Annotated in this window: 16 protein-coding genes and 2 pseudogenes; 5 read left to right on the forward strand and 13 right to left on the reverse strand. The window is 59.4% G+C overall.

Going from position 1 to position 18307, the window contains the following annotated elements:
- Positions 1 to 76: 76 nt before the first annotated feature.
- Together QDY28_RS17105 and QDY28_RS17110 are read right to left on the reverse strand one after the other, a co-directional pair.
- A complete protein-coding gene (locus QDY28_RS17105; protein WP_331382867.1) occupies positions 77 to 370 on the reverse strand; it encodes a phosphopantetheine-binding protein in 294 nt (97 codons plus the stop codon).
- A gap of 1023 nt (positions 371 to 1393) precedes the next feature.
- The gene (locus QDY28_RS17110; protein WP_331382868.1) at positions 1394 to 1846 is read right to left on the reverse strand and encodes an Lrp/AsnC family transcriptional regulator; all 453 of its coding nucleotides are present in this window, start codon (positions 1844 to 1846) and stop codon (positions 1394 to 1396) included.
- Positions 1847 to 2100: 254 nt separating this feature from the next.
- Between QDY28_RS17110 and QDY28_RS17115 the strand changes: the two genes are divergently transcribed.
- Positions 2101 to 3336 carry an MFS transporter gene (locus tag QDY28_RS17115; protein ID WP_331382869.1) on the forward strand — a complete coding sequence of 412 codons (1236 nt, stop codon included), beginning with the start codon at positions 2101 to 2103 and terminating at the stop codon, positions 3334 to 3336.
- 902 nt (positions 3337 to 4238) lie between these two features.
- Here QDY28_RS17115 and QDY28_RS17120 read toward each other — a convergent pair.
- The 11 genes and pseudogenes from QDY28_RS17120 to QDY28_RS17170 all read right to left on the reverse strand — a co-directional run bounded on the left by QDY28_RS17120 (position 4239) and on the right by QDY28_RS17170 (position 13714).
- Positions 4239 to 5150: an ABC transporter permease gene (locus QDY28_RS17120; protein ID WP_331382870.1), complete on the reverse strand. Its 912-nt coding sequence runs from the start codon at positions 5148 to 5150 to the stop codon at positions 4239 to 4241.
- Complete coding sequence (locus tag QDY28_RS17125) at positions 5147 to 6247, reverse strand: ABC transporter permease (protein WP_331382871.1); 1101 nt, start codon at positions 6245 to 6247, stop codon at positions 5147 to 5149. Before QDY28_RS17125 ends, QDY28_RS17120 begins: the two co-directional genes overlap by 4 nt.
- Positions 6244 to 7767 (reverse strand): ABC transporter ATP-binding protein, encoded by a 1524-nt coding sequence (locus QDY28_RS17130; RefSeq protein WP_331382872.1) that lies wholly within the window; start codon positions 7765 to 7767, stop codon positions 6244 to 6246. Before QDY28_RS17130 ends, QDY28_RS17125 begins: the two co-directional genes overlap by 4 nt.
- A 3-nt stretch (positions 7768 to 7770) precedes the next feature.
- A complete protein-coding gene (locus QDY28_RS17135) occupies positions 7771 to 8871 on the reverse strand; it encodes a BMP family ABC transporter substrate-binding protein (RefSeq protein ID WP_331382873.1) in 1101 nt (366 codons plus the stop codon).
- 90 nt (positions 8872 to 8961) lie between these two features.
- A complete protein-coding gene (locus QDY28_RS17140) occupies positions 8962 to 9621 on the reverse strand; it encodes a glutathione S-transferase family protein (RefSeq protein ID WP_331382874.1) in 660 nt (219 codons plus the stop codon).
- Positions 9618 to 10466, reverse strand: a complete 849-nt coding sequence (locus QDY28_RS17145; RefSeq protein ID WP_331382875.1) for an aromatic ring-hydroxylating dioxygenase subunit alpha — start codon at positions 10464 to 10466, stop codon at positions 9618 to 9620. The genes QDY28_RS17140 and QDY28_RS17145 overlap by 4 nt, the downstream gene beginning before the upstream one ends.
- Complete coding sequence (locus QDY28_RS17150) at positions 10463 to 11104, reverse strand: Rieske 2Fe-2S domain-containing protein (protein ID WP_331382876.1); 642 nt, start codon at positions 11102 to 11104, stop codon at positions 10463 to 10465. The genes QDY28_RS17145 and QDY28_RS17150 overlap by 4 nt, the downstream gene beginning before the upstream one ends.
- Before the next feature lie 137 nt (positions 11105 to 11241).
- A complete protein-coding gene (locus QDY28_RS17155; protein WP_331382877.1) occupies positions 11242 to 11526 on the reverse strand; it encodes an acylphosphatase in 285 nt (94 codons plus the stop codon).
- Between the two features lie 275 nt (positions 11527 to 11801).
- Positions 11802 to 12745, reverse strand: a pseudogene (locus tag QDY28_RS17160) (LLM class flavin-dependent oxidoreductase); the annotation flags it as partial.
- Between the two features lie 34 nt (positions 12746 to 12779).
- Positions 12780 to 13415, reverse strand: a complete 636-nt coding sequence (locus QDY28_RS17165; protein ID WP_331382878.1) for a nucleotidyl transferase AbiEii/AbiGii toxin family protein — start codon at positions 13413 to 13415, stop codon at positions 12780 to 12782.
- Positions 13416 to 13451: 36 nt separating this feature from the next.
- A pseudogene (locus QDY28_RS17170) lies at positions 13452 to 13714 on the reverse strand (hypothetical protein).
- Positions 13715 to 14166: 452 nt separating this feature from the next.
- Between QDY28_RS17170 and QDY28_RS17175 the strand changes: the two are divergent.
- Genes QDY28_RS17175 through QDY28_RS17190 form a run of 4 tightly spaced genes read left to right on the forward strand, consistent with a single transcriptional unit; the run spans position 14167 to position 18302 of the window.
- Positions 14167 to 15159: an LLM class flavin-dependent oxidoreductase gene (locus QDY28_RS17175; protein ID WP_331382879.1), complete on the forward strand. Its 993-nt coding sequence runs from the start codon at positions 14167 to 14169 to the stop codon at positions 15157 to 15159.
- 24 nt (positions 15160 to 15183) lie between these two features.
- Complete coding sequence (locus tag QDY28_RS17180) at positions 15184 to 16533, forward strand: LLM class flavin-dependent oxidoreductase (RefSeq protein ID WP_331382880.1); 1350 nt, start codon at positions 15184 to 15186, stop codon at positions 16531 to 16533.
- Positions 16534 to 16551: 18 nt separating this feature from the next.
- Positions 16552 to 17751 (forward strand): M20 aminoacylase family protein, encoded by a 1200-nt coding sequence (locus QDY28_RS17185; protein ID WP_331382881.1) that lies wholly within the window; start codon positions 16552 to 16554, stop codon positions 17749 to 17751.
- Complete coding sequence (locus QDY28_RS17190) at positions 17748 to 18302, forward strand: GNAT family N-acetyltransferase (RefSeq protein ID WP_331382882.1); 555 nt, start codon at positions 17748 to 17750, stop codon at positions 18300 to 18302. The genes QDY28_RS17185 and QDY28_RS17190 overlap by 4 nt, the downstream gene beginning before the upstream one ends.
- Positions 18303 to 18307: the final 5 nt, after the last annotated feature.

Below are 18307 nucleotides of genomic sequence, written 5' to 3' on the forward strand. Positions count from 1 at the left end.
TTGTGAGAACCATGGCATCGGGATTCTCATATTAATTGCATCTGAGACCAGGCGTTCGACCTGCGCGCTTCGGCGATCATCCGCTCGATGGCCTCGGTGAAGCGGACCCGGTTTTCACCATCATGTGACCACGCAGCATTCGGAGCATCTCCGGTCCCGCGCGCGCAACGATGGTGATTCCCGACAGTAAAGCGGACCGCATGTGAAGCGGTAGGATCGGCTTTGCAAGCGTGGGTAGTTTTGCTGTTCCGCTGCGGCGATTTTCAAACAGCCGCCTGGCCAGCAGCGAATGGCCGCCGAGATCGAAGAAGCTGTCGTCGATCCCGACACGCTCCAGCCCGAGCACTTCGGCGAAGATGCTGGCAAGCACTTCCTCGACCGGTGGCGACGGTAACTGAGATCGCAAACAGGAAGAGATTGATGCCAGGCGTTTGGCCGAAGATCAGGACATCCGAAAGCACCACCATCGCCAGGAGGATGGCGAGCCGGTTGGTGCCGTGTGAGGGGACATTCCGGTAATCCAAAGTATCTGTGATCTGCACTGTGATCCTCTTTCTGATGTGCCCCTTCGCTTCTGATGAGCGTTGCCGGTTGCGCCGGCAATCCTCTCTCAGCCACCATCCGTCATTGCGGATGCGACCAGGAAGGCTTGAGGATGCGGCGGGGCGGGGKGGGGTGTTGCTCTTGTTCATGGCAATACATTGCCGGGCCCGCTTGCAGATTCTGTGCAAGGCGTAAAGAGGACTTCAGAAATGCGACCGGCGAGCGTTGCCGTTGCGGGTTTTTTATCTCAGCCAGAGGGTGTGGCTTAGATGTTTTCGGCACAAACGTAACCTATCTCTCAGCTCGCGGAGTTGTCTTGCATTCCCCTAGGCATGTGCGTCAAAACCAAGCGTCTGCTCGCATATTATTGCTGAAGGCTACGCGTCTTGTCCAACGGCTCTAAAATAGACCCGCTCTGAGTCGACGTGTCGATCAGCAACCAGCATCGTGACGGTAAGCAAGCGACGTGGGTCACAGGCAAAGCTGATGTTGGCGACACATTCCTTTTCTATGAATACAAGCCAGCGGGTTCGGGATACGTGCACGCGAGGCAAATAGTCGACGATCGGTCCGGTGTCGCTCAAGATTTCAGTTATGACAGGTCTTGCTTGCAAAAACGACAACTCTACTGTTTGGCGCAAGAACGTCGTCACCAGCACACACGCTATCCCGCTCAAGAGCGATCTGCATCTCTCCATTCGCTCGCTTCGGAAACCCAGCCTCTCGGATTATGGCCTAAGATCGCTGCTCTGCGAGCGAGCTTTGCAACAACCCGCCTCGATTGTCACAATACCCCGTTTTCGTCCGCCAATTTGGCTCATTTTTGCGGTTTAGGCGGATCGGGCCTTGCTCAAATCGCAATTGCCGTTTCCTCTTTGGCGGTGCGGATCACCATCATGGTGACGAAGCGCAGGACATTGGTCTCTTCCCGAAACAGCCTGTCACACAGGTCTTCATATTCTGACATGTCGCGGAGGTGAAGGAACAAGATCACGTCTGCTCCGCCGGTCACAGAATAGGCTCGCGACACGGGGTCCTCCGCACTCGCAAGGTCCAAAAAGCGACGCATGTGTTGCTCACCATGGGCCTTCAATTCCACCGTGACGATCGCTTTCAACAAGCGTCCCGCCTTTGCCGGATTGAGAATGGCTACAATGCGGTCGATCACGCCTGATCTGTGCAACCGGCGAATGCGCCGCAGACAACTCGATGGTGATAGCGCAACTGCATCGGCCATCTCAACATTCGTTTTGGATGCGTCGCGCTGGAGAAGCATCAGAAGCTTTTTGTCGATCCGGTCCATGGCGGCGTCCTTTTGTTGAGGGTCTATATGCAAGAAAATTGCACATTGATGCAATAATTGACCAAACATGCGAACCGGGTCGGGCTATCGTCGGGCAACCTTAGAGGGCCCTTCAATGATCTCCGTCAAAGCCGGCTTGCGCAACGCCTCACATTTACCGGTCGCTGGTCTGGAACATCGCCGCCGATGCTGGAGATGATCAGAGCGGTGACGCAGGTCTTCCCACCGGTCCTAGGCCCCATCGGATTTCCGGCATGTTCAAAGTTTCGCCGTGCCCTGGCGCTTTTCGCAATGGCGGCTTTCGCAATTATTGGATTGCACGCTTCCTCTGCAGCTTCTCCGCCCAGATCATCGGTGTGTCGGTCGGCTGGCAGGTCTATGACATCACACGCAATACCTTCGATCTCGGCATGGTGGGTCTGACGTTGTTTTTGCCTGCCTTCCTGCTCGTGCTGGCGACCGGCGCCGTGGCCGACCGCCTCAACCGCGTGCTGATCATGTCCGTCTGCATCGTAGGGGAGGGGCTGTGTGCGCTGGCCCTTCTCATGTTCAAGATAATCGGCCAGCAGACAGTAATGCCGATCTTCTGCACACTCGCCGTGCTCGGCACGCTGCGCGCCTTCTTCGGTCCCGCGCAGCAATCATTAATGCCTAACCTCGTGCCGGCGAAAGATCTCGCAAGTGCCATCGCTTGGGGCACGTCCTCCTGGCAGATCGCCACCGTGCTCGGGCCGGTCGCTGGCGGTCTGCTATACGGCATCTCGCCGGAAACAGCCTACATAACATCTTTCGTGTTGCTGAACATCGCAGCGGTCTTCGCGGTAGGCATCCGCATTCCGGTGAGCACCGCGGAGGCCTGCAACAAGGAGAAGCCGAGCTTCGAAACCTTAGCGGCCGGTTTTCATTACGTCTGGAAAGAGAAGATCGTGCTCGGCGCCATCTCTTTCGATCTTTTCGCCATGCTGCTCGGTGGAGCCTCGGCATTATTACCTGTCTATGCGCGCGACATTCTTACCGTCGGCCCTTGGGGGCTCGGCCTGCTGCGCGCGGCGCCGGCCATTGGTTCCATTCTGGTGGCGGCCTTCCTGCTGCGCTATCCCATCAAAGACCATGCCGGCGTGATCATGTTTGTCTGCGTTTCCCTGGTTGGTTTCTTGATTACAGTGTTTGGCGCCTCCACAGCGGTCTGGCTGTCCGTGCTGGCGCTTGGCCTGATGGGCGGTTTTGATATGGTCAGTGTCTATGTGCGCGAGACGCTGATCCAGCTCTGGACTCCCGAAGCTGTGCGCGGGCGTGTCAACGCGGTGAACATGGTGTTCTTAGGCGCGTCGAACGAATTGGGGGAATTCCGGGCCGGCATCTCGGCCTGGGCGCTCGGCGCCGCACCGGCGGTGATTATCGGCGGCGCGGCAACGATCGGCGTGTCGGCTCTGTGGTGGTATTGGTTTCCACAATTGCGCAAAGTGCGGCATTTCCAGCAACGGATGTAGGCTTGCATGCCTTCATCGGCTCAGGAACATTCAAGCGGGCCTGCATCTCTCGGCGTCGTTTAGCTGCCGCTCTTGCTCTTCAGAACCAGGTGCGTTTTCATGCCTACTGCAGGTCAGCATCCGCCGATCTTCTTTTTCCGGTTACCCGAGCTTCGGAGTAAGGGTTCGTTCGGCATGCCGCGCTAGGCTGTCACGCAAACCGGGGTGGCGTGATGTTGGTCCTAGACAGTGGCCTTTTTTCAAGTTTCGACCGCGGCCAGCGGATGGGGGCGATATTTGTCGCCACGTACCTGGCACAGATCGCGATCGTTGCGGGCCTCTCCGCATCCGTTCGCAGGCCTTGTCGGTATGGTCCGGTAGTGGAAATAATCGACTGTCCGCCAATTTTGACGCGGAAGCGAGTTATCGTCTGGGCCATCTGGGCGTTAATCTTTGCCGTAGTTGCGGCAACCTGCGGCCTTCTGCAAACGACGACGGCAGTTCTTCTCGATTCGACATCGATCGTCGAGACAAGTTGCACCGGCCCTCTGCCCAGCGAGTATCGACTCGATCGCGCCAAACTCAAGTTTACCTTCGGGCACGATCCGACCTTGCTTACCAAACGACCGCTTGAGTCCGCCTATCTGGAGGCCACGCAAGTCGATAAGCCCAGACCGATTTTCATCCATCTTTTGGGGCGCCCTGGCTCGAAGGGGCTTCGCGAGCTTGCACCCGAGGCTATGGCCGATCATTCCCGCGACCGATCATATCTCGGTGTTCGCTAGCATTTGCGGACCTGTTCTTGCCCGGAAATCAACGGCTTGGGAAACACTAGTGGTTGGGCAACAGTTCGTATCTCTTCAACTGCACAGAAAAGTTCTTCCAGCTTTGTCCCTAGACTAAGACTAGAGCCATCATCCTTGTCACCGCTCAAATGGCTCACCGAGCGAGGCGACGCCGTTGAGCTTGAGTAAGCGGCGATCGGCGGAGATAAGGCCGAGAACGATGATCGTAACGAGATATGGTAGGCACGCGAGCAATTGCGAGGGAACGGCCAGCCCGGTGGCCTGAGCGGCGAGCCCCATCAACGACACCGCGCCAAACAGGCACGCGCCTAAGAAAATCCTTGATGTCCGCCAGGTTCCGAAGACAACAAGAGCAATGGCAATCCAGCCGCGGCCGGCGATCATGCCTTCCGCCCAGAGCGGTGTGTAGATTGCCGAGGCATAGGTACCGGCAAAGCCCGCCATCATGCCGCCGAACGCAACCGCGGCGAAGCGGATAGCGCTGACGGGATAGCCGATGGCATGAGCAGCTTTCGGATTTTCACCTACAGCGCGAAGGACGAGGCCAACCTTGCTGTAGGCAAGCAGTGCCCAGATGCCAATGGTCACGACAAGAGAGACCCAGACGACGATATCCTGATTGAAAAGCCCGCCGATGACCGGAATTTCCGAAAGCCCGGGGACCGGGACCTTCGGCAGCGTAGTGACCGTCAGGCTCTCATAGCTCTTGCCAAACAGTGCCGAGAGGCCCTGGCCAAGAATCCCAAGCGCAAGGCCAGTCGCGACCTGATTTGCGTTAAAGCCCAGAATAATCCCAGCAAAAACCATAGAGAGGAGAGCGCCTCCGAGCCCGGCCGCAAGGAAAGCGAACAAATGGCCGCCGCCATGATAAACGGCAATGAACGCGACGACAGCGCCGAATGCCATCAATCCTTCGACGCCGAGATTGAGGACCCCAGCGCGCTCGACAACGAGCTCGCCTAAAGCCGCCAGCAGAAACGGCGTCGCCGCTGCCAGCATGCCAGTGACAGTGAACTCGATAGCGCTCATGATGCACTCCGGGCGGAAATGGGACGCCATACAACGCGATAGCGCACGAAGGCCATGGCGATGAGATAAATAAGGAGCAGACTGCCCTGGAATACACGGACGGCAGCGATGGGTAGATTGGCGGAGACCATGGCATTATCGCCGCCGATGTAGAGCGTCGCCATGACCATCGAAGACACGACGATGCCAATCGGATTGAGGCCACCAAGATAGGCAACGATAATTGCCGCGTAGCCATATCCGGTCGAGATGGAGCGCTGCAACTGGCCAAGAGGACCGGCAACTTCGGCTGCGCCGGCAAGGCCGGCTGCGGCACCGCCGATAATCAGCGATAGCCAAATCGCCGAGCTCTCCTTGAAGCCGGTATAGCTCGCTGCCCGGGGCGCCAGTCCGCCGACTTGCAATTTGTAGCCGGCGAAGCTTTTCTGCATGAAGATCCATGCCGCAATCGATAACCCAACGGCGAGGATAAGCGAGACATTGACGCGCGTTCCCTCAAACAGGATCGGCACCATGGCATCGTATTGGAACATGACCGACTGGGGGAAATTGAAGCCGTTCGGATCTTTCCAAGGCCCAAGAAGCAGATAATTGAGCAATTGCCCGGCGACGAAGCTCAGCATCAACGAGACGAGGATTTCGTTGGCATTCAGCCTGACGCGCCAGAAGGCGGTGAGCGAGGCCCATAGCGCGCCGCCAATGGTGCCGAGCAGCAGCATTGTCGGCCAAATCCACTGGCCCGTTGTCTGGGGCATCCAGATGGGGACGGCTGAGGCGAAGACGGCCCCGAGAATGAATTGGCCCTCCGCACCGATATTGAAGACCTTGGCGCGGAAGCCGATCGCAAGTCCCTGTGCGATGAGAAGCAGTGGCCCGGTCTTCAGGAGCACTTCCGAGAATGACGCCCAGGAGATGAATGGCTCGATCAGCATCGCATAGATCACCGCGGCGGGATCTCGTCCCATGGCGACATAGAGGCCAAGATTGAGAATGATGGTGACGATCAGGGCTATGGGTGGGGCGAGCAATGCAACGGTAACGGAGGCTCTTTCCCGGCGGACCAGACTTGGCAAGGCGGCGAAAAAGGGTTTGCTCATGCGGTGGCTTGCCCGCGTTGCGTGTGTGCTCCGATCATGTATCGGCCAATCTCCTCCGGTTTGGTCGCTCGTGTGACAAGCGGCGGGCTCAGCCTGCCGTGGTGCAGAACCTGTATGAAATCGCTGAGCTCGAACAATTCCTCGAGCTCCTCGGAAATGACGAGGATCGCCACACCTTCATTGCGAAGGGTGATGATCCGCTTGCGGATCGCCGCAGCTGCACCGATATCGACGCCCCAGGTGGGCTGAGCCAGGAAAAGAAGCTTCGGCGCCAGCATGATTTCGCGCCCGACTATGAACTTCTGCAGGTTGCCGCCGGAAAGCGAACCGGCTTCGGCCTCGGGGCCGGGCGTACGCACGTCGTAATTCCGAATACAGTCATTGGTGAAGGCGATCGCCTTCGCCTGGTCGAGCAGGCCGTGTCTAACAAGGTTCAAAGGATGGGCGGTCAGCAGGCTGTTCAGGGTCAGCGACATTTCGGGAACCGCACCGCGACCCAGCCTATCTTCCGGGACGAAGGCGAAGCTCAGTTGCCGGCGGGCGGCCGAGTCGAGCGTGCCGACGTCCTTGCCCATCATGAAAATTTGGTCACGTTGAGCCTGCGGCAGCATGATTTCGCCAGAGATCAGCGCTGCGAGTTCACTTTGACCATTTCCGGAAATTCCGGCAATGCCGAGGATCTCGCCGGCGCGTACCGCCAGACTGACATTGGAGAGCGACACGGCGAAAGGATCATCGGGCCGATAGTCGAGGCCAATAAGCTCCAGGCGCTTCTCGCCTTCCGCCAAAGGAAGTGCCGGCATGGGCTCGGGCATGTCGCGGCCAATCATCATGCGGGCAAGCTCATGGGCATCATGCTCGCGGGGATCGACATGGCCGGTCACATGTCCGTCGCGCAGGACCGTCGCGCGGTCGCAGAGCGACTGGATTTCCTCCAGCTTATGCGAGATGAACAGGATGGAGACGCCGTCGTCGCGTAGCCGGCGCAATGTCTCGAAAAGCTTCTCCACCGCCTGCGGCGCCAGCACGGATGTCGGCTCGTCGAGGATCAGCAGCTTCGGATCGGTCATCAGGCATCGGATGATTTCCACCCGCTGCCGCTCGCCGACCGATAGCGAATGCACATGGGCGAGCGGATCAATCTCGAGGCCGAATTCATGTCCGAGTTTGCGGATGCGCTCCTTGAGTTCGGCTTTACGGCCAGGAACGATCAGTCGGATGTTCTCGACGACGGTCAGGCTTTCGAACAGTGAGAAATGCTGAAAGGCCATGCCGATACCGGCGCGCCTTGCCTCCGCGGTGGAGGCAAGGCTGAGGGCCTTCCCCTTCCATGCGATAGTTCCGTCATCCGGCCGCTCGACGCCGTAGATCAACTTCATCAGGGTCGATTTGCCGGCGCCATTCTCTCCGAGGATGGCATGAATCGAGCGAGGCGCTACGTCCAGATCGATATGCCGGTTGGCATGGATCTGGCCGTAGCTCTTGGAAATGCCGCGCAGCGACAGAAGCGCGCTGGTCATGGCTTACTTCGGCAGTGGCGTCTTGACACCCTTGACGTGCCAGTCCATCGCGACGATCTGGACATCCGTCAGCGTTGCGCCCGAAGCCGCGCCTTCGCTGCCATCCGCCTTGGTGATCGGCCCTATGAATGGCGAGAAGCCGCCATTGGCGATCTTTGCTTCGATTTCCTTGATCTTGGTCATGGTCTCGGTCGGGATTTCCGGGCTCCAATCGACGACTTCCACGACCTTGTCAGCAACGCCGAGGAAGGCATTGGCACCCTTGAAGGTTCCGGCGAAATGGGCATCGACCGATGCCTTGAAAAACGGGGACCAGTCGGTGGCGACGCAGCCAAGATAGGTCTTCGGGGCGTATTTTTTCATTGAGGAATTGAGATTGAACGCATGGATACCGGCATCCTCGCAGGCGGAGATCACGGAAGGCGTATCCTGCGCATTCGAGAAGATCACGTCGCAGCCCTGCGCAATCAGCGCCTTTGCGGCTTCCTGCTCCTTTGCGGGGTCGAACCAGGAGTTGACCCAGACGACCGACACCTCGATGTCAGGCCGGACAGCCTGCGCGCCGAGCGTGAAGGCATTGATCGATGTGATCAGTTCGGGAATCGCGAAGGCCGAAACCGAGCCAAGCTTGCCGGTCTTAGAAACGGCCGCTGCCGCCATGCCGAGCAGGTAGGTTCCCTGGAAATATTTGGCAGCGAACGGCGAGAAGTTCGGCGCGACCTGGAAACCCGATGCGTGCAGGACAGTCACCTTGGGATTGCGGCGGGCGATCTGCAGCGCGCCGTTCTGATAGCCGAAGGAACCCGCGATAAGAAAGTGGTTTCCGTCCGCGACCGTCTTGTTCATGATACGGTCCGCATCAGGACCTTCCGCGATGCTTTCGAGGACGGTGACCTTCACCTTGTCGCCATAGGCTGCCTTGATCGGATCAATACCGGCGGCAAGTGCGTGGCCCCAGCCGACATCGCCGATCGGCGAGGGAACGACGAGGGTGATGCCGAGCGGTTCGCCGGCGGCGAATGCAGAGCGACCGACGAAGGCCGTTGCGAGGCCGGCGACGGCCGCGCTCTTCATGAGTTTTCTGCGGGTCAGATCGTTGGACATGTTAGTTCCCCTCTTTTGGTTTTTCAGAATTCAATGGTGGCGAGTGCCGTTTCCGCAGCCTGCCAGTTTTTCAGGAGGCAACCGGCCATCTCACCCGTCCTCGTTGGCGGAATGAGGATCGGGTTTCAGCTCGTGCAGTCGATGAATGCCGGGCATTTCGATGAAGCCGTCGAGACTGCGAATGGCGCGTAGCCAGAGCCGGATGCTCGGGTAAAAATCGAGCGAGACGCCGCCGTCGGGCGCAAGCGCCACGTAGGGGAAGCAGGCGATGTCGGCAATGGTGGCACGGTTCGATGCCAGGAAGCGCATGCCCCTGAGACTCTGTTCGAAAAGGCCGCCTTCCAGTTCGCGCAGTCCGGCTATTCCTTGTGCTTGCAATGTTTCGATGTTGCCGGGGCGCAAGAGCATTTCGTGGAGCCGCGCGCCCCCAAGGTTTGCCGTCAGCCGATGGGAGAAGGAAAGCCACTGCTGCACACGCGCCGCCTTTTCGGGCGTGCCGGTTCCCAGCCATTCCGGTGCGCTTTGGGCGGCGATATAGACGAGAATGGCGCAGGACTCCGTCAGCACGAGATCTCCATCTTCAAGGATCGGGATGGAGCCTGCCGGATTGAGCGCGAGCAATTCAGGCCCTCGATGTTCGGCGCCGGGATGGAAATCGACCGGCCGGATTTCCAGCTTGACGCCCAGGATCGCCGCCATGAGGCGGATTTTGTAGCAACTCGGCGATAGGATGTAATCGTAAAGCTTCATTGCGCGACCAACTGTGCGCCGTAGGTATAATTGTGTCGCTTCAGCCAGCGCCGGTAGGCGACCGACGTCAGGTCGGCCCTGGTCGGGATTTCCATGCCGGGGTCCAGCGGCAGAAGTGCCGGGATTTGGTTTTCGAGGATCGAGCGATCCTGCAGGAAAATCATTTGCTGAAAATGGATCAGGTCCGTCATCGGCGTCACGTCATCAAACAGGGCCATCCATGGCCATACGTCGCAAAGGTCTTCCGCGAGGGGCTGCACGAACAAGGTAATAACGTCCCATTCGCCCGGTCGGGGAGGGCAGGTCTTGTAAAGCACCGAGCAGGTCGGCGCCGGTACGCGGTACATATATTCAGTCGTGATGCCGCCGGCGGCCGACTTTGCGGCCTGTGGCTGGTAGAATTTCACCTGCGTTGCCCAGACTTCGTCTTCATCCTCTCGGATTTCAACCTTGTAGTTCTCGACTTCGGTATGGGGCTCGGCGCCGAGAATGTCGGTATGTACGAAGGGGAAATGGGCGATGTCGAGGAAGTTCTCCACCGCTCGCAGCGGTGAGCAGCGCACCCGCACCACGCCGACATCCACGAAGCGGCGGCCGGGCTGATCGGCCTCGGGAATCGCAAAAAGCTCCTTGGCGGGATTGCCAAGAGAAGACCAGACATGGCCGTAGCGGACACGGGCGGGGAGGACGCGTCCGTCCCGGGATGTTACCTGCGCATTCCCGTCTGGTGTGCGTGTCACCTCGATAGGCTCGCTCATCAGCGCGGTTTCGCTCCCTGTCTCGGTGAGCTGGCTGAAAAGGCCGATCGGGTACCATTCATCGATCATCGCGCCGCCCTTCGTCATGCGATCTCCGTTTGGCGTGTTTCCGCCTGGCGGCGCAGAGCCTCGGCGACGCGCGATGCCGTGATCCGATCGGACGGGCTGCGATCCTGCTCGATCAGTATATGAATGAGCGTGCGCTCCACCTGCTCAGTCGCCAGCAGTCGGACCCACGGAAAATCTGGCACATCGAAAAGCCCGTTCGTATCCGTTCTTGCGCCGGCCGCAGCTTCGATCGACGCGATGCCGGCCTCAACCGTCAGCGAGCGCAATGGGATGAGATTGGCTAAGCGCGACGGTTTTGTCTCAGGTTGGCCCACCGCGACCCATATAATGCCATCCGCTTCTTCAACCTCCTGCACCGTCACACGGATGGTTTCCGGCGGGACGAGATTCGGATGGGCAGGGATGCGAACGCATCCTCCTGCGGGTGAATAGCTCCAGCCATGATAAATGCAGGAGAGCGCTTCACCCCGCACGAATCCGTGGGACAATCGCATCCCGCGATGCGGACAGCGAGCTGATGATGCCGATGCCCGCCCGGACTGGCTGCGCCAGAGAGCGAGAGGTCCTGCTGACGTCCACGCCGGCATAACTGTTCCGGGCGGCAGATCGGCAGAAAGGGCGACAGGCGTCCAGGAGCCGGTCGTATCAGATGGCATGACCTTCACTTCCTCAATTTTGCCAATGCTCTAGCGTTCTTTTCCGAACACTGTTGCCGACATTGCGACCTCAGTTGCGCAAGAGGCTTGCATAAAAAATTCGCATTGGCAACGATGATTAAATAAAAGGCAGCGGATCAATCCTGTCTATCGTGCGATGTAGCTACGGGATCTACAATCCTGCGCTGAATCTCGTCCACCCAGACGTCGATCGGGCCGAGTGAGCATCCCATTTCCAGCATATCGATTAGCTCCACAGGCCCCGCGACTTCGAGTTCGATTCGGTCGGCGCCGGTATGAAAGAAATCCTGGGAAAGTCCGAGTTTGTCCGCATGACGGCGTATCCACGGAACGAACGAGGAGGAATTCACCTCGCCGAGAATCGTCATCCGTTCGCGCGAATCGTCCTGCCGTGGTGCCATTATTGAATTACCTGTCATTGGGTGCCGTCATGATGACACAATAGCGCTTGGCAGTATTTGTGAAAGAGCGCGACAAACGGAAGCGCTCTGCGGCGCTATCGCTCGCGGTAGTTTCTCGAAATGCGTTCGCCCAGATAATGCAAGGTACGGCACCCTAAGCGGGTTCACCTTTTGCGCACCACCTTGGCCGGATCGACAAAAGCGGGTTGCCGGTTCGCGCGCCTCTCGCCTCGGTCCCGAAGGAACGGAAGCAATTGGCTACCTTGGCGCTTGATCTAGGACAGGTATGGTGTGTCGGAGAGCACGAAGTGGGTGATGCCGAGATCCCGATAGTTGCGCAGCGAACGCGCAACGTCTGCCGCGGATCCGACCAGCCAGGTGGTGCCGGCGCCACCACCGCCGAACTTGCCGGGCGCGGTATAGAGGTTGTCATCGAGAACATCACCACGCTCGTGCAGATTAAGCAACCGCCGCTCACCGCCACGGACTGCTGATGATCGTTCCAGCCGGCGCCTTTCGTCTTTGCCATCTGGGCGACCTTCGCCTCGGCGTCGGCCCAGGCCTGTTCCGTCGTGTCGCGAACCAGTGTCGTGATCCGCAAACCGAACTCCAGCGGCGGTAAGTCGGCGCTCCAGTTCATGCTCAGCGCCCTAAGCCGCTCGATCCGCTCCCGCACCCCATCGAGGGGCTCGCCCCAGAAAAAGCTGGACATCGGCCTTGGTGGCGAACACCCGCTCGGCCGCCTCCGAGGCGCCCCCGAAATAGAGCTTGTGATGCCGACGCTCGCCGCGAACTTCGATACGCGGCATCGCGGTGGAGTCCGTAACCCGGAAGTGTTCGCCGGCATATGAACATTCTCTTCGGTCCACAGCCTGCGAACCAGCCGCATGAACTCCTTGGTGCGGGCATAACGATGGGCCTGGTCGCCTTCGCTGTCGCCATAGGCGGCACGGTCGTCCTGGCCCGATACGATATTGACGTACGCGCCTGCCGGTCAGATGGTCGAGTGTGGTGGCAGCACTCGCAAAGTGCGCCGGCCAATAACCCGGGCGGATTGCAATCAGCGGTTCGAACGTGGTGGTGCGCGCATCAAGTGAGGCAGCGACGGTAGAGGTCTCGGGCCTGCCCAGCCGGTGCTGATGAGAGCGCCCTTCCAGCCATGCTCCTCCAGCGCCTTCGTGTGCGCAGTCAGCGTCTCCAGACTGTTATGGTTCTCGACACGGTTCTGCTCCCATCAATAGCAGTGGTCTCGCTTAAATCTCGATTGTTGGCTCATGGCCACAAACCGCCTCTAAAATCTCAATCGTCATCTGCTGTGCTTGCGACGGGATCCTTAAGTATTTCGACTGGTACAGAAGTTTGGACATAACAGCCTCGGCGAGCCGGGCGTCCATCACACGCGTCGTTTTCAGCGCGCGTGCGCATGATTCCTTGAACGGAAGCAGCGCCTCTACAAGGTAGTCATGGCCTTCGCTCTCGCGGACGCACGTGTCGCGTTGCTGCATTGAGGCCCCGCGATAGAAAATCTTCTTCGCAACGATCTCCGCCGGTGTCTCTAGGTAAACCTTCTGCCCACGTATTTCTCTTTCCCTTGTGGGCTCAGACGTCAGGTGCGTTGCGACGATAAAGTCGATCTCACCGATATCCTTGAACACGATTTTGAGCGCGTGCGTACCGTCGAAGGTGCAGGCGTTAGGGTGTATGTCGAGAGCAAAGCCGCGCGTTTGTGGATTGAGATAAGGGGACGCCTGGGGATCGTCGATGAAGATATCGACGTCGAAACTCTCCCGGTGGCCGATTTGAAGCATTAGCGCAGTGCCGCCGCCGAAACTCCAGCTGTCGAGAATGGTGAACTTCGAATTAGCTTGGCTGATTATCTGGCCTGTCAAAGAGCTCCGCCCAATGACTATTTTGCGATTGTGCCACTAGGCGGCTCGGGCGAGTGGCAATTCGCATCCGGCCATCTCGGAAAACCGCTGCGCAACGCATCAGCGAGGTTGACGTGTATTTCATCGAGAAACGAATGCTGAAGGCTTTCGCTAAATTCAGAAAAGAACGCAAATGCAGATGCATCGTAATGTTCGGCGCTCGCCGGGTCGACAATCTTCGACGCGAACTGCTCAGCCGAAAGGCTCGTCCCATAAGGGGCGTTTAACGTGGCTAACACTGTCGTAGTGACGAACGTCATCGATTTTTACCGCAATTAATACATGGCCTTACATAAGGTCTTGCGGCGATAGAGACAAGGAACGAGCAGTTTGACGGCATCGGTTCGTCTGGTTCGATTCCCTCCAACTGCGCCGGTGCCAAATAACGTGGTCTGAGGTCCAAGGCGAGGATAGCAGTCGAACAAACTTATGCGTCGCGCCATCCTCACTCAATACTCGCTGCCGTCGCGAGGTCAAACCCATATCAGGAAGCGATAGTCTTATTGTCGTTGCTTTTTCGCTCCCGGGGGTTCGCGACACTACATGCAGTCGGCGCCTGTTCAGCCTGTTTCTAGCCTTCGCTCTGCTCCTTCCCTGGTGGCCGCTTTTTTCCCTCATCGGCCGCCAAAGAGAATGATGTTTCTTATAACGGAGTTTATCTACTGATTTTATAGATTAAAGATTTTGCAACCACTGAGTGGATCGAGACCTTATGACCTACCTCCTCAGCCTTCTCGATAAAAGCCCGATCGAACAAGGCCTTTCCGGCGCCGATGCGCTGAAAGCGACGGTCAGGCTTGCCGCGCGGGCCGAGGAACTCGGCTATCACCGTTTCTGGGTCGCCGAGCATCACAATATGTCCAACCTCGCAAGCTCGGCACCGGAGGCGCTGATCGCCTACCTTCTCGCAAGGACCACGAAGATCCGCGTCGGCTCCGGCGGGGTCATGCTGCAGCATTACAGCGCCTACAAGATCGCCGAAACTTTCAACCTTCTTGCATCGCTAGCGCCCGGCCGCGTCGATCTCGGCGTCGGCAAGGCGCTGGGCGGTTTTCCGCTGTCGACGCGGGCGCTGCAGCTTGCCGTCGATCCGTCGAGGAAGCCGGATTTTGCCAGCCAGCTTACCGATCTCAATACCTATCTCGCCGCCGATCCCAATTACACCGGCGCGCAGGCGACCCCTTTCCCGCCGACGGCTCCGGAACGGTTCCTGCTCGGCGCCAGCGTCGAAAGCGCGAGACTCGCAGCCGAGAAGGGCTGGGAACTCGTCTTCGCCGGCCACCTGAACGGTGATCCTGACAATCTCAACAAGACGTTCGAGGCCTATGAGCAGGCATCCGGCGGCAAGCGTCCGATCCTCGCGCTCGCAGCCTTTGCCGCCGAAAGCGAGGAATATGCCCGTGACCGCGTCGGCAATCTGCGCATCGTCAAGATGTTCCTGCCGAACGGCCAGACCGTCAATGTTGGCAGTGAAGAGCAGGCGGCCGAATTTGCCCGTCAGGCGGGCGTCACCGACTACCGCATCGAGGAAAAGGTGCCGAGCGTGCTTCACGGTACGGCAAAGCAGATCCGCGCGGAGCTGGATGAGCTTCACCGCCGCTACGGCGTCAAGGAGTTCGTGCTCGACACGCCGGCGCTTTCAACCGCCGACCGCCTTGCCTCCATCGAGCTGCTCGCCGCAGAGCGCCTTTCCCTCGTCGCCTGACCCGTTCCCAGGAGGATTGATCCCATGGCTCAGAAACACGTCACCTTCGGTATCATGTTGCAGGGGCCTGGCGGCCATATGAATGCCTGGAAACATCCGAGCGTCCCGGCCGATGCCAGCGTCAATTTTGACTTCTTCGTCACCACCGCACGCAAGGCGGAGGCAGCCGGCATCGCCTTCTCCTTCGTGGCCGACGGACTCTATATCAACGAGCAGTCGATCCCGCATTTCCTCAACCGGTTTGAGCCGATCGCCATTCTCTCGGCGTTGGCGGCCTCGACGTCGAAGATCGGCCTTGTCGGCACGGTCTCGACCTCCTACAGCGATCCCTTCACCATCGCTCGCCAGTTCGCCTCGATCGATCTCATCAGCGGCGGCAGGGCAGGGTGGAATGCGGTGACCTCGCCTCTCGAGGGTTCGGGTCGCAATTACAGCCGCGAGCATCCCGAGCATGAGCTGCGCTACGAGATCGCCGAGGATTATATCGATGCGATCAAGGGCCTCTGGGATTCCTGGGACGACGATGCTTTCGTACGCAATCGCGAGACCGGCGTGTTTTTCGACAAGACGAAGATGCACCGCCTCAATCACAAGGGCCGCTTCTTCCGCATCGAGGGGCCGCTCAACATCGGTCGTTCGAAGCAGGGTCAGCCCGTCGTCTTCCAGGCCGGTGCTTCTGATTCCGGCATCCGGCTCGCCGGCAAACATGCCGATGCCGTCTTCACCAATGGCGGGCCGTTTGAAGAGGCTCAGGCCTTCTATCGCCAGCTGAAGGGCAGCGTGATTGCACATGGCCGCAGTGCTGCGGAGGTTGGTGTCTATCCAGGCATCGGGCCGATCGTCGGCGCAACGCCCGACGAGGCTGAAGCCAAGTACGAGGCGATCCGTAACCTCGTGACGATCGAGGAGGCGCTCCTCTATCTCGGCCGCTTCTTCGACCATCACGATTTCAGTGTCTATTCGCTCGACGAACCGTTTCCTGAACTCGGGGACATCGGCAGGAACAATTTCCGCGCCACCACCGATCGCATCAAGAGGACAGCACGGGAAAAGGGGCTGACGCTGCGCCAGGTCGCGCTCGATTCAGCAACGCCGCGCACCGCCTTCATCGGCACCGCCGAGCATATCGCAGACGAGATCATTCGCTGGGTGGATCATGGCGCCGCCGATGGCTTCATCCTCGGCTTCCCTGTCATCGCCGAAGGGTTCGACGATTTTGCCCGATACGTCCTGCCGATCCTCACCGCGCGCGGCTATTTCGATCCTGTCCTCAAGGGCGAGACGCTGCGCGACCATCTGGGCCTGCCCTTCCGTGAGAGCCGCTATGCGACCGCTACGGAGGAGCTCGAACGCGGAAAGGCAGTCGGCGCCTGAGGCGCCGGCGAACCCGCCATGGACACCATCGCTCAGACCCCGCGCAGCAATGATCCGGTCGAGAAGGGCATCGCCCGTTACCTCGATGAATTCATCACGCTGCGCCACGATCTGCACCAATATCCCGAGCTGGCGTTCCAGGAGCTAAGGACCAGCAAGCTCGTGGCATCCTACCTTTCCTCCTGGGGCTACGAGGTGGCGACGGGCATTGCCGGCACCGGCATCGTCGCCACCCTCAGGCGCGGGAAAGGCAAGAAGCGGCTCGGCATCCGGGCCGATATGGATGCGTTGCCGATCGAGGAGGCGACCGACCTTGCCTATACCAGCAGCAATCCCGGCGTCATGCACGCCTGCGGCCATGACGGGCATACCTCGATCCTGCTTGCCGCCGCCCGCTATCTCTCGGAAAGCGGCAATTTCAGCGGCACGCTCAGGCTGATCTTCCAGCCGGCCGAAGAGATCGGCGCGGGCGCCCGCAAGATGATTTCGGAAGGGCTGTTCGAACGCTTTCCTGTCGATGCGATATTCGGGTTGCACAACTGGCCGGGTGTTCCGGCAGGCCAGTTCGGCTTTGTCACAGGCCCCGCCATGGCTTCGGTCGACCAGGCGGTGATCAGGATCGTCGGCAAGGGCGGCCACGGCGCCGAACCCCACCGCGCCGTCGACCCGGTGCTGGCTTCGGCCTCCTTCATCACCGCGCTCCAGAGCGTCGTCTCTCGCAATGTCGATCCGCAGGACATGGCCGTCGCTACCGTCGGCTCGATTCATGCGGGCTCCGCCTCGAACGTGATCCCCGAAAGCGTGGAGATGAAGCTCACCATGCGGGCCTTCAGCGAACCAGTTCGCCAGCTGCTGCAGGAGCGCATTCCGGCGCTTGCCCGCGCCCAGGCTGAGAGCTTCGGTGCGGAAGCGGATGTGAACTATCGGCTCGGTTTTCCCGCACTGGTCAACCACGCCAGGGAAACGGCGTTTGCCCGCGACGTCGCCTATGAGGCGCTTGGCCTCGCTGCGATCGAGAAGGATTTCCGGCCGAGAACCGCGAGCGAGGATTTCGCCTTCATGCTGCAGGCCAATCCCGGCAGCTATCTCTTCGTCGGCAATGGCGACAGCGCTCCTCTCCACAGCGCCCACTACGATTTCAGCGACGCGATCATCGCGCCCGCCGCCCGCTACTGGGTCCGGCTCACACAAACCTTCCTCACTGAAGACAATGGGTGACGAACGATATGAGCGATACGTTTCTCTATACCAGCCCACTCGACCCCCGCGCCAAGCCGTTGATCGATGAGCTGATCCACGAATACGACAGCCGTTACGGCACCTATTTCAATGCCGAAGGTGCCGCAGCAGAATTGAACCGCTACCCTCCTGAGGCCTTCGCGCCGCCTCACGGTAACTTCCTGCTGTTGATCCGCAATGGCGAAACCATCGGAGGCGGCGCCTTCAAGCACTACGACGATCGCACTGCCGAGTTCAAACGCGTCTGGACGCGTTCGGATCTGCGCCGCCAGGGGCTTGCCCGAAAGGTTCTGGTGGAGCTGGAGGCTCAGGCCGCCCGCCAAGGTTATAGCAGGATCTATCTGACGACGGGTTTCCGCCAGCCCGAGGCCGTCGGCCTTTATCTGAACTATGGCTACACCGCGCTCTTCGACACGGATGCCGATCCCGAGATCTACAAGAGCCTGCCTTTCGAGAAGGACATCACCCATCTCACGGCGCCGGCTTTTGGAAGCGAGCCGCGTCTGAAGGTGGCCGCCGCAAATCTCTGAAACGG

Source organism: Rhizobium sp. BR 362 (assembly GCF_036528765.1).
In the GTDB taxonomy this organism is placed as follows: domain Bacteria; phylum Pseudomonadota; class Alphaproteobacteria; order Rhizobiales; family Rhizobiaceae; genus Rhizobium.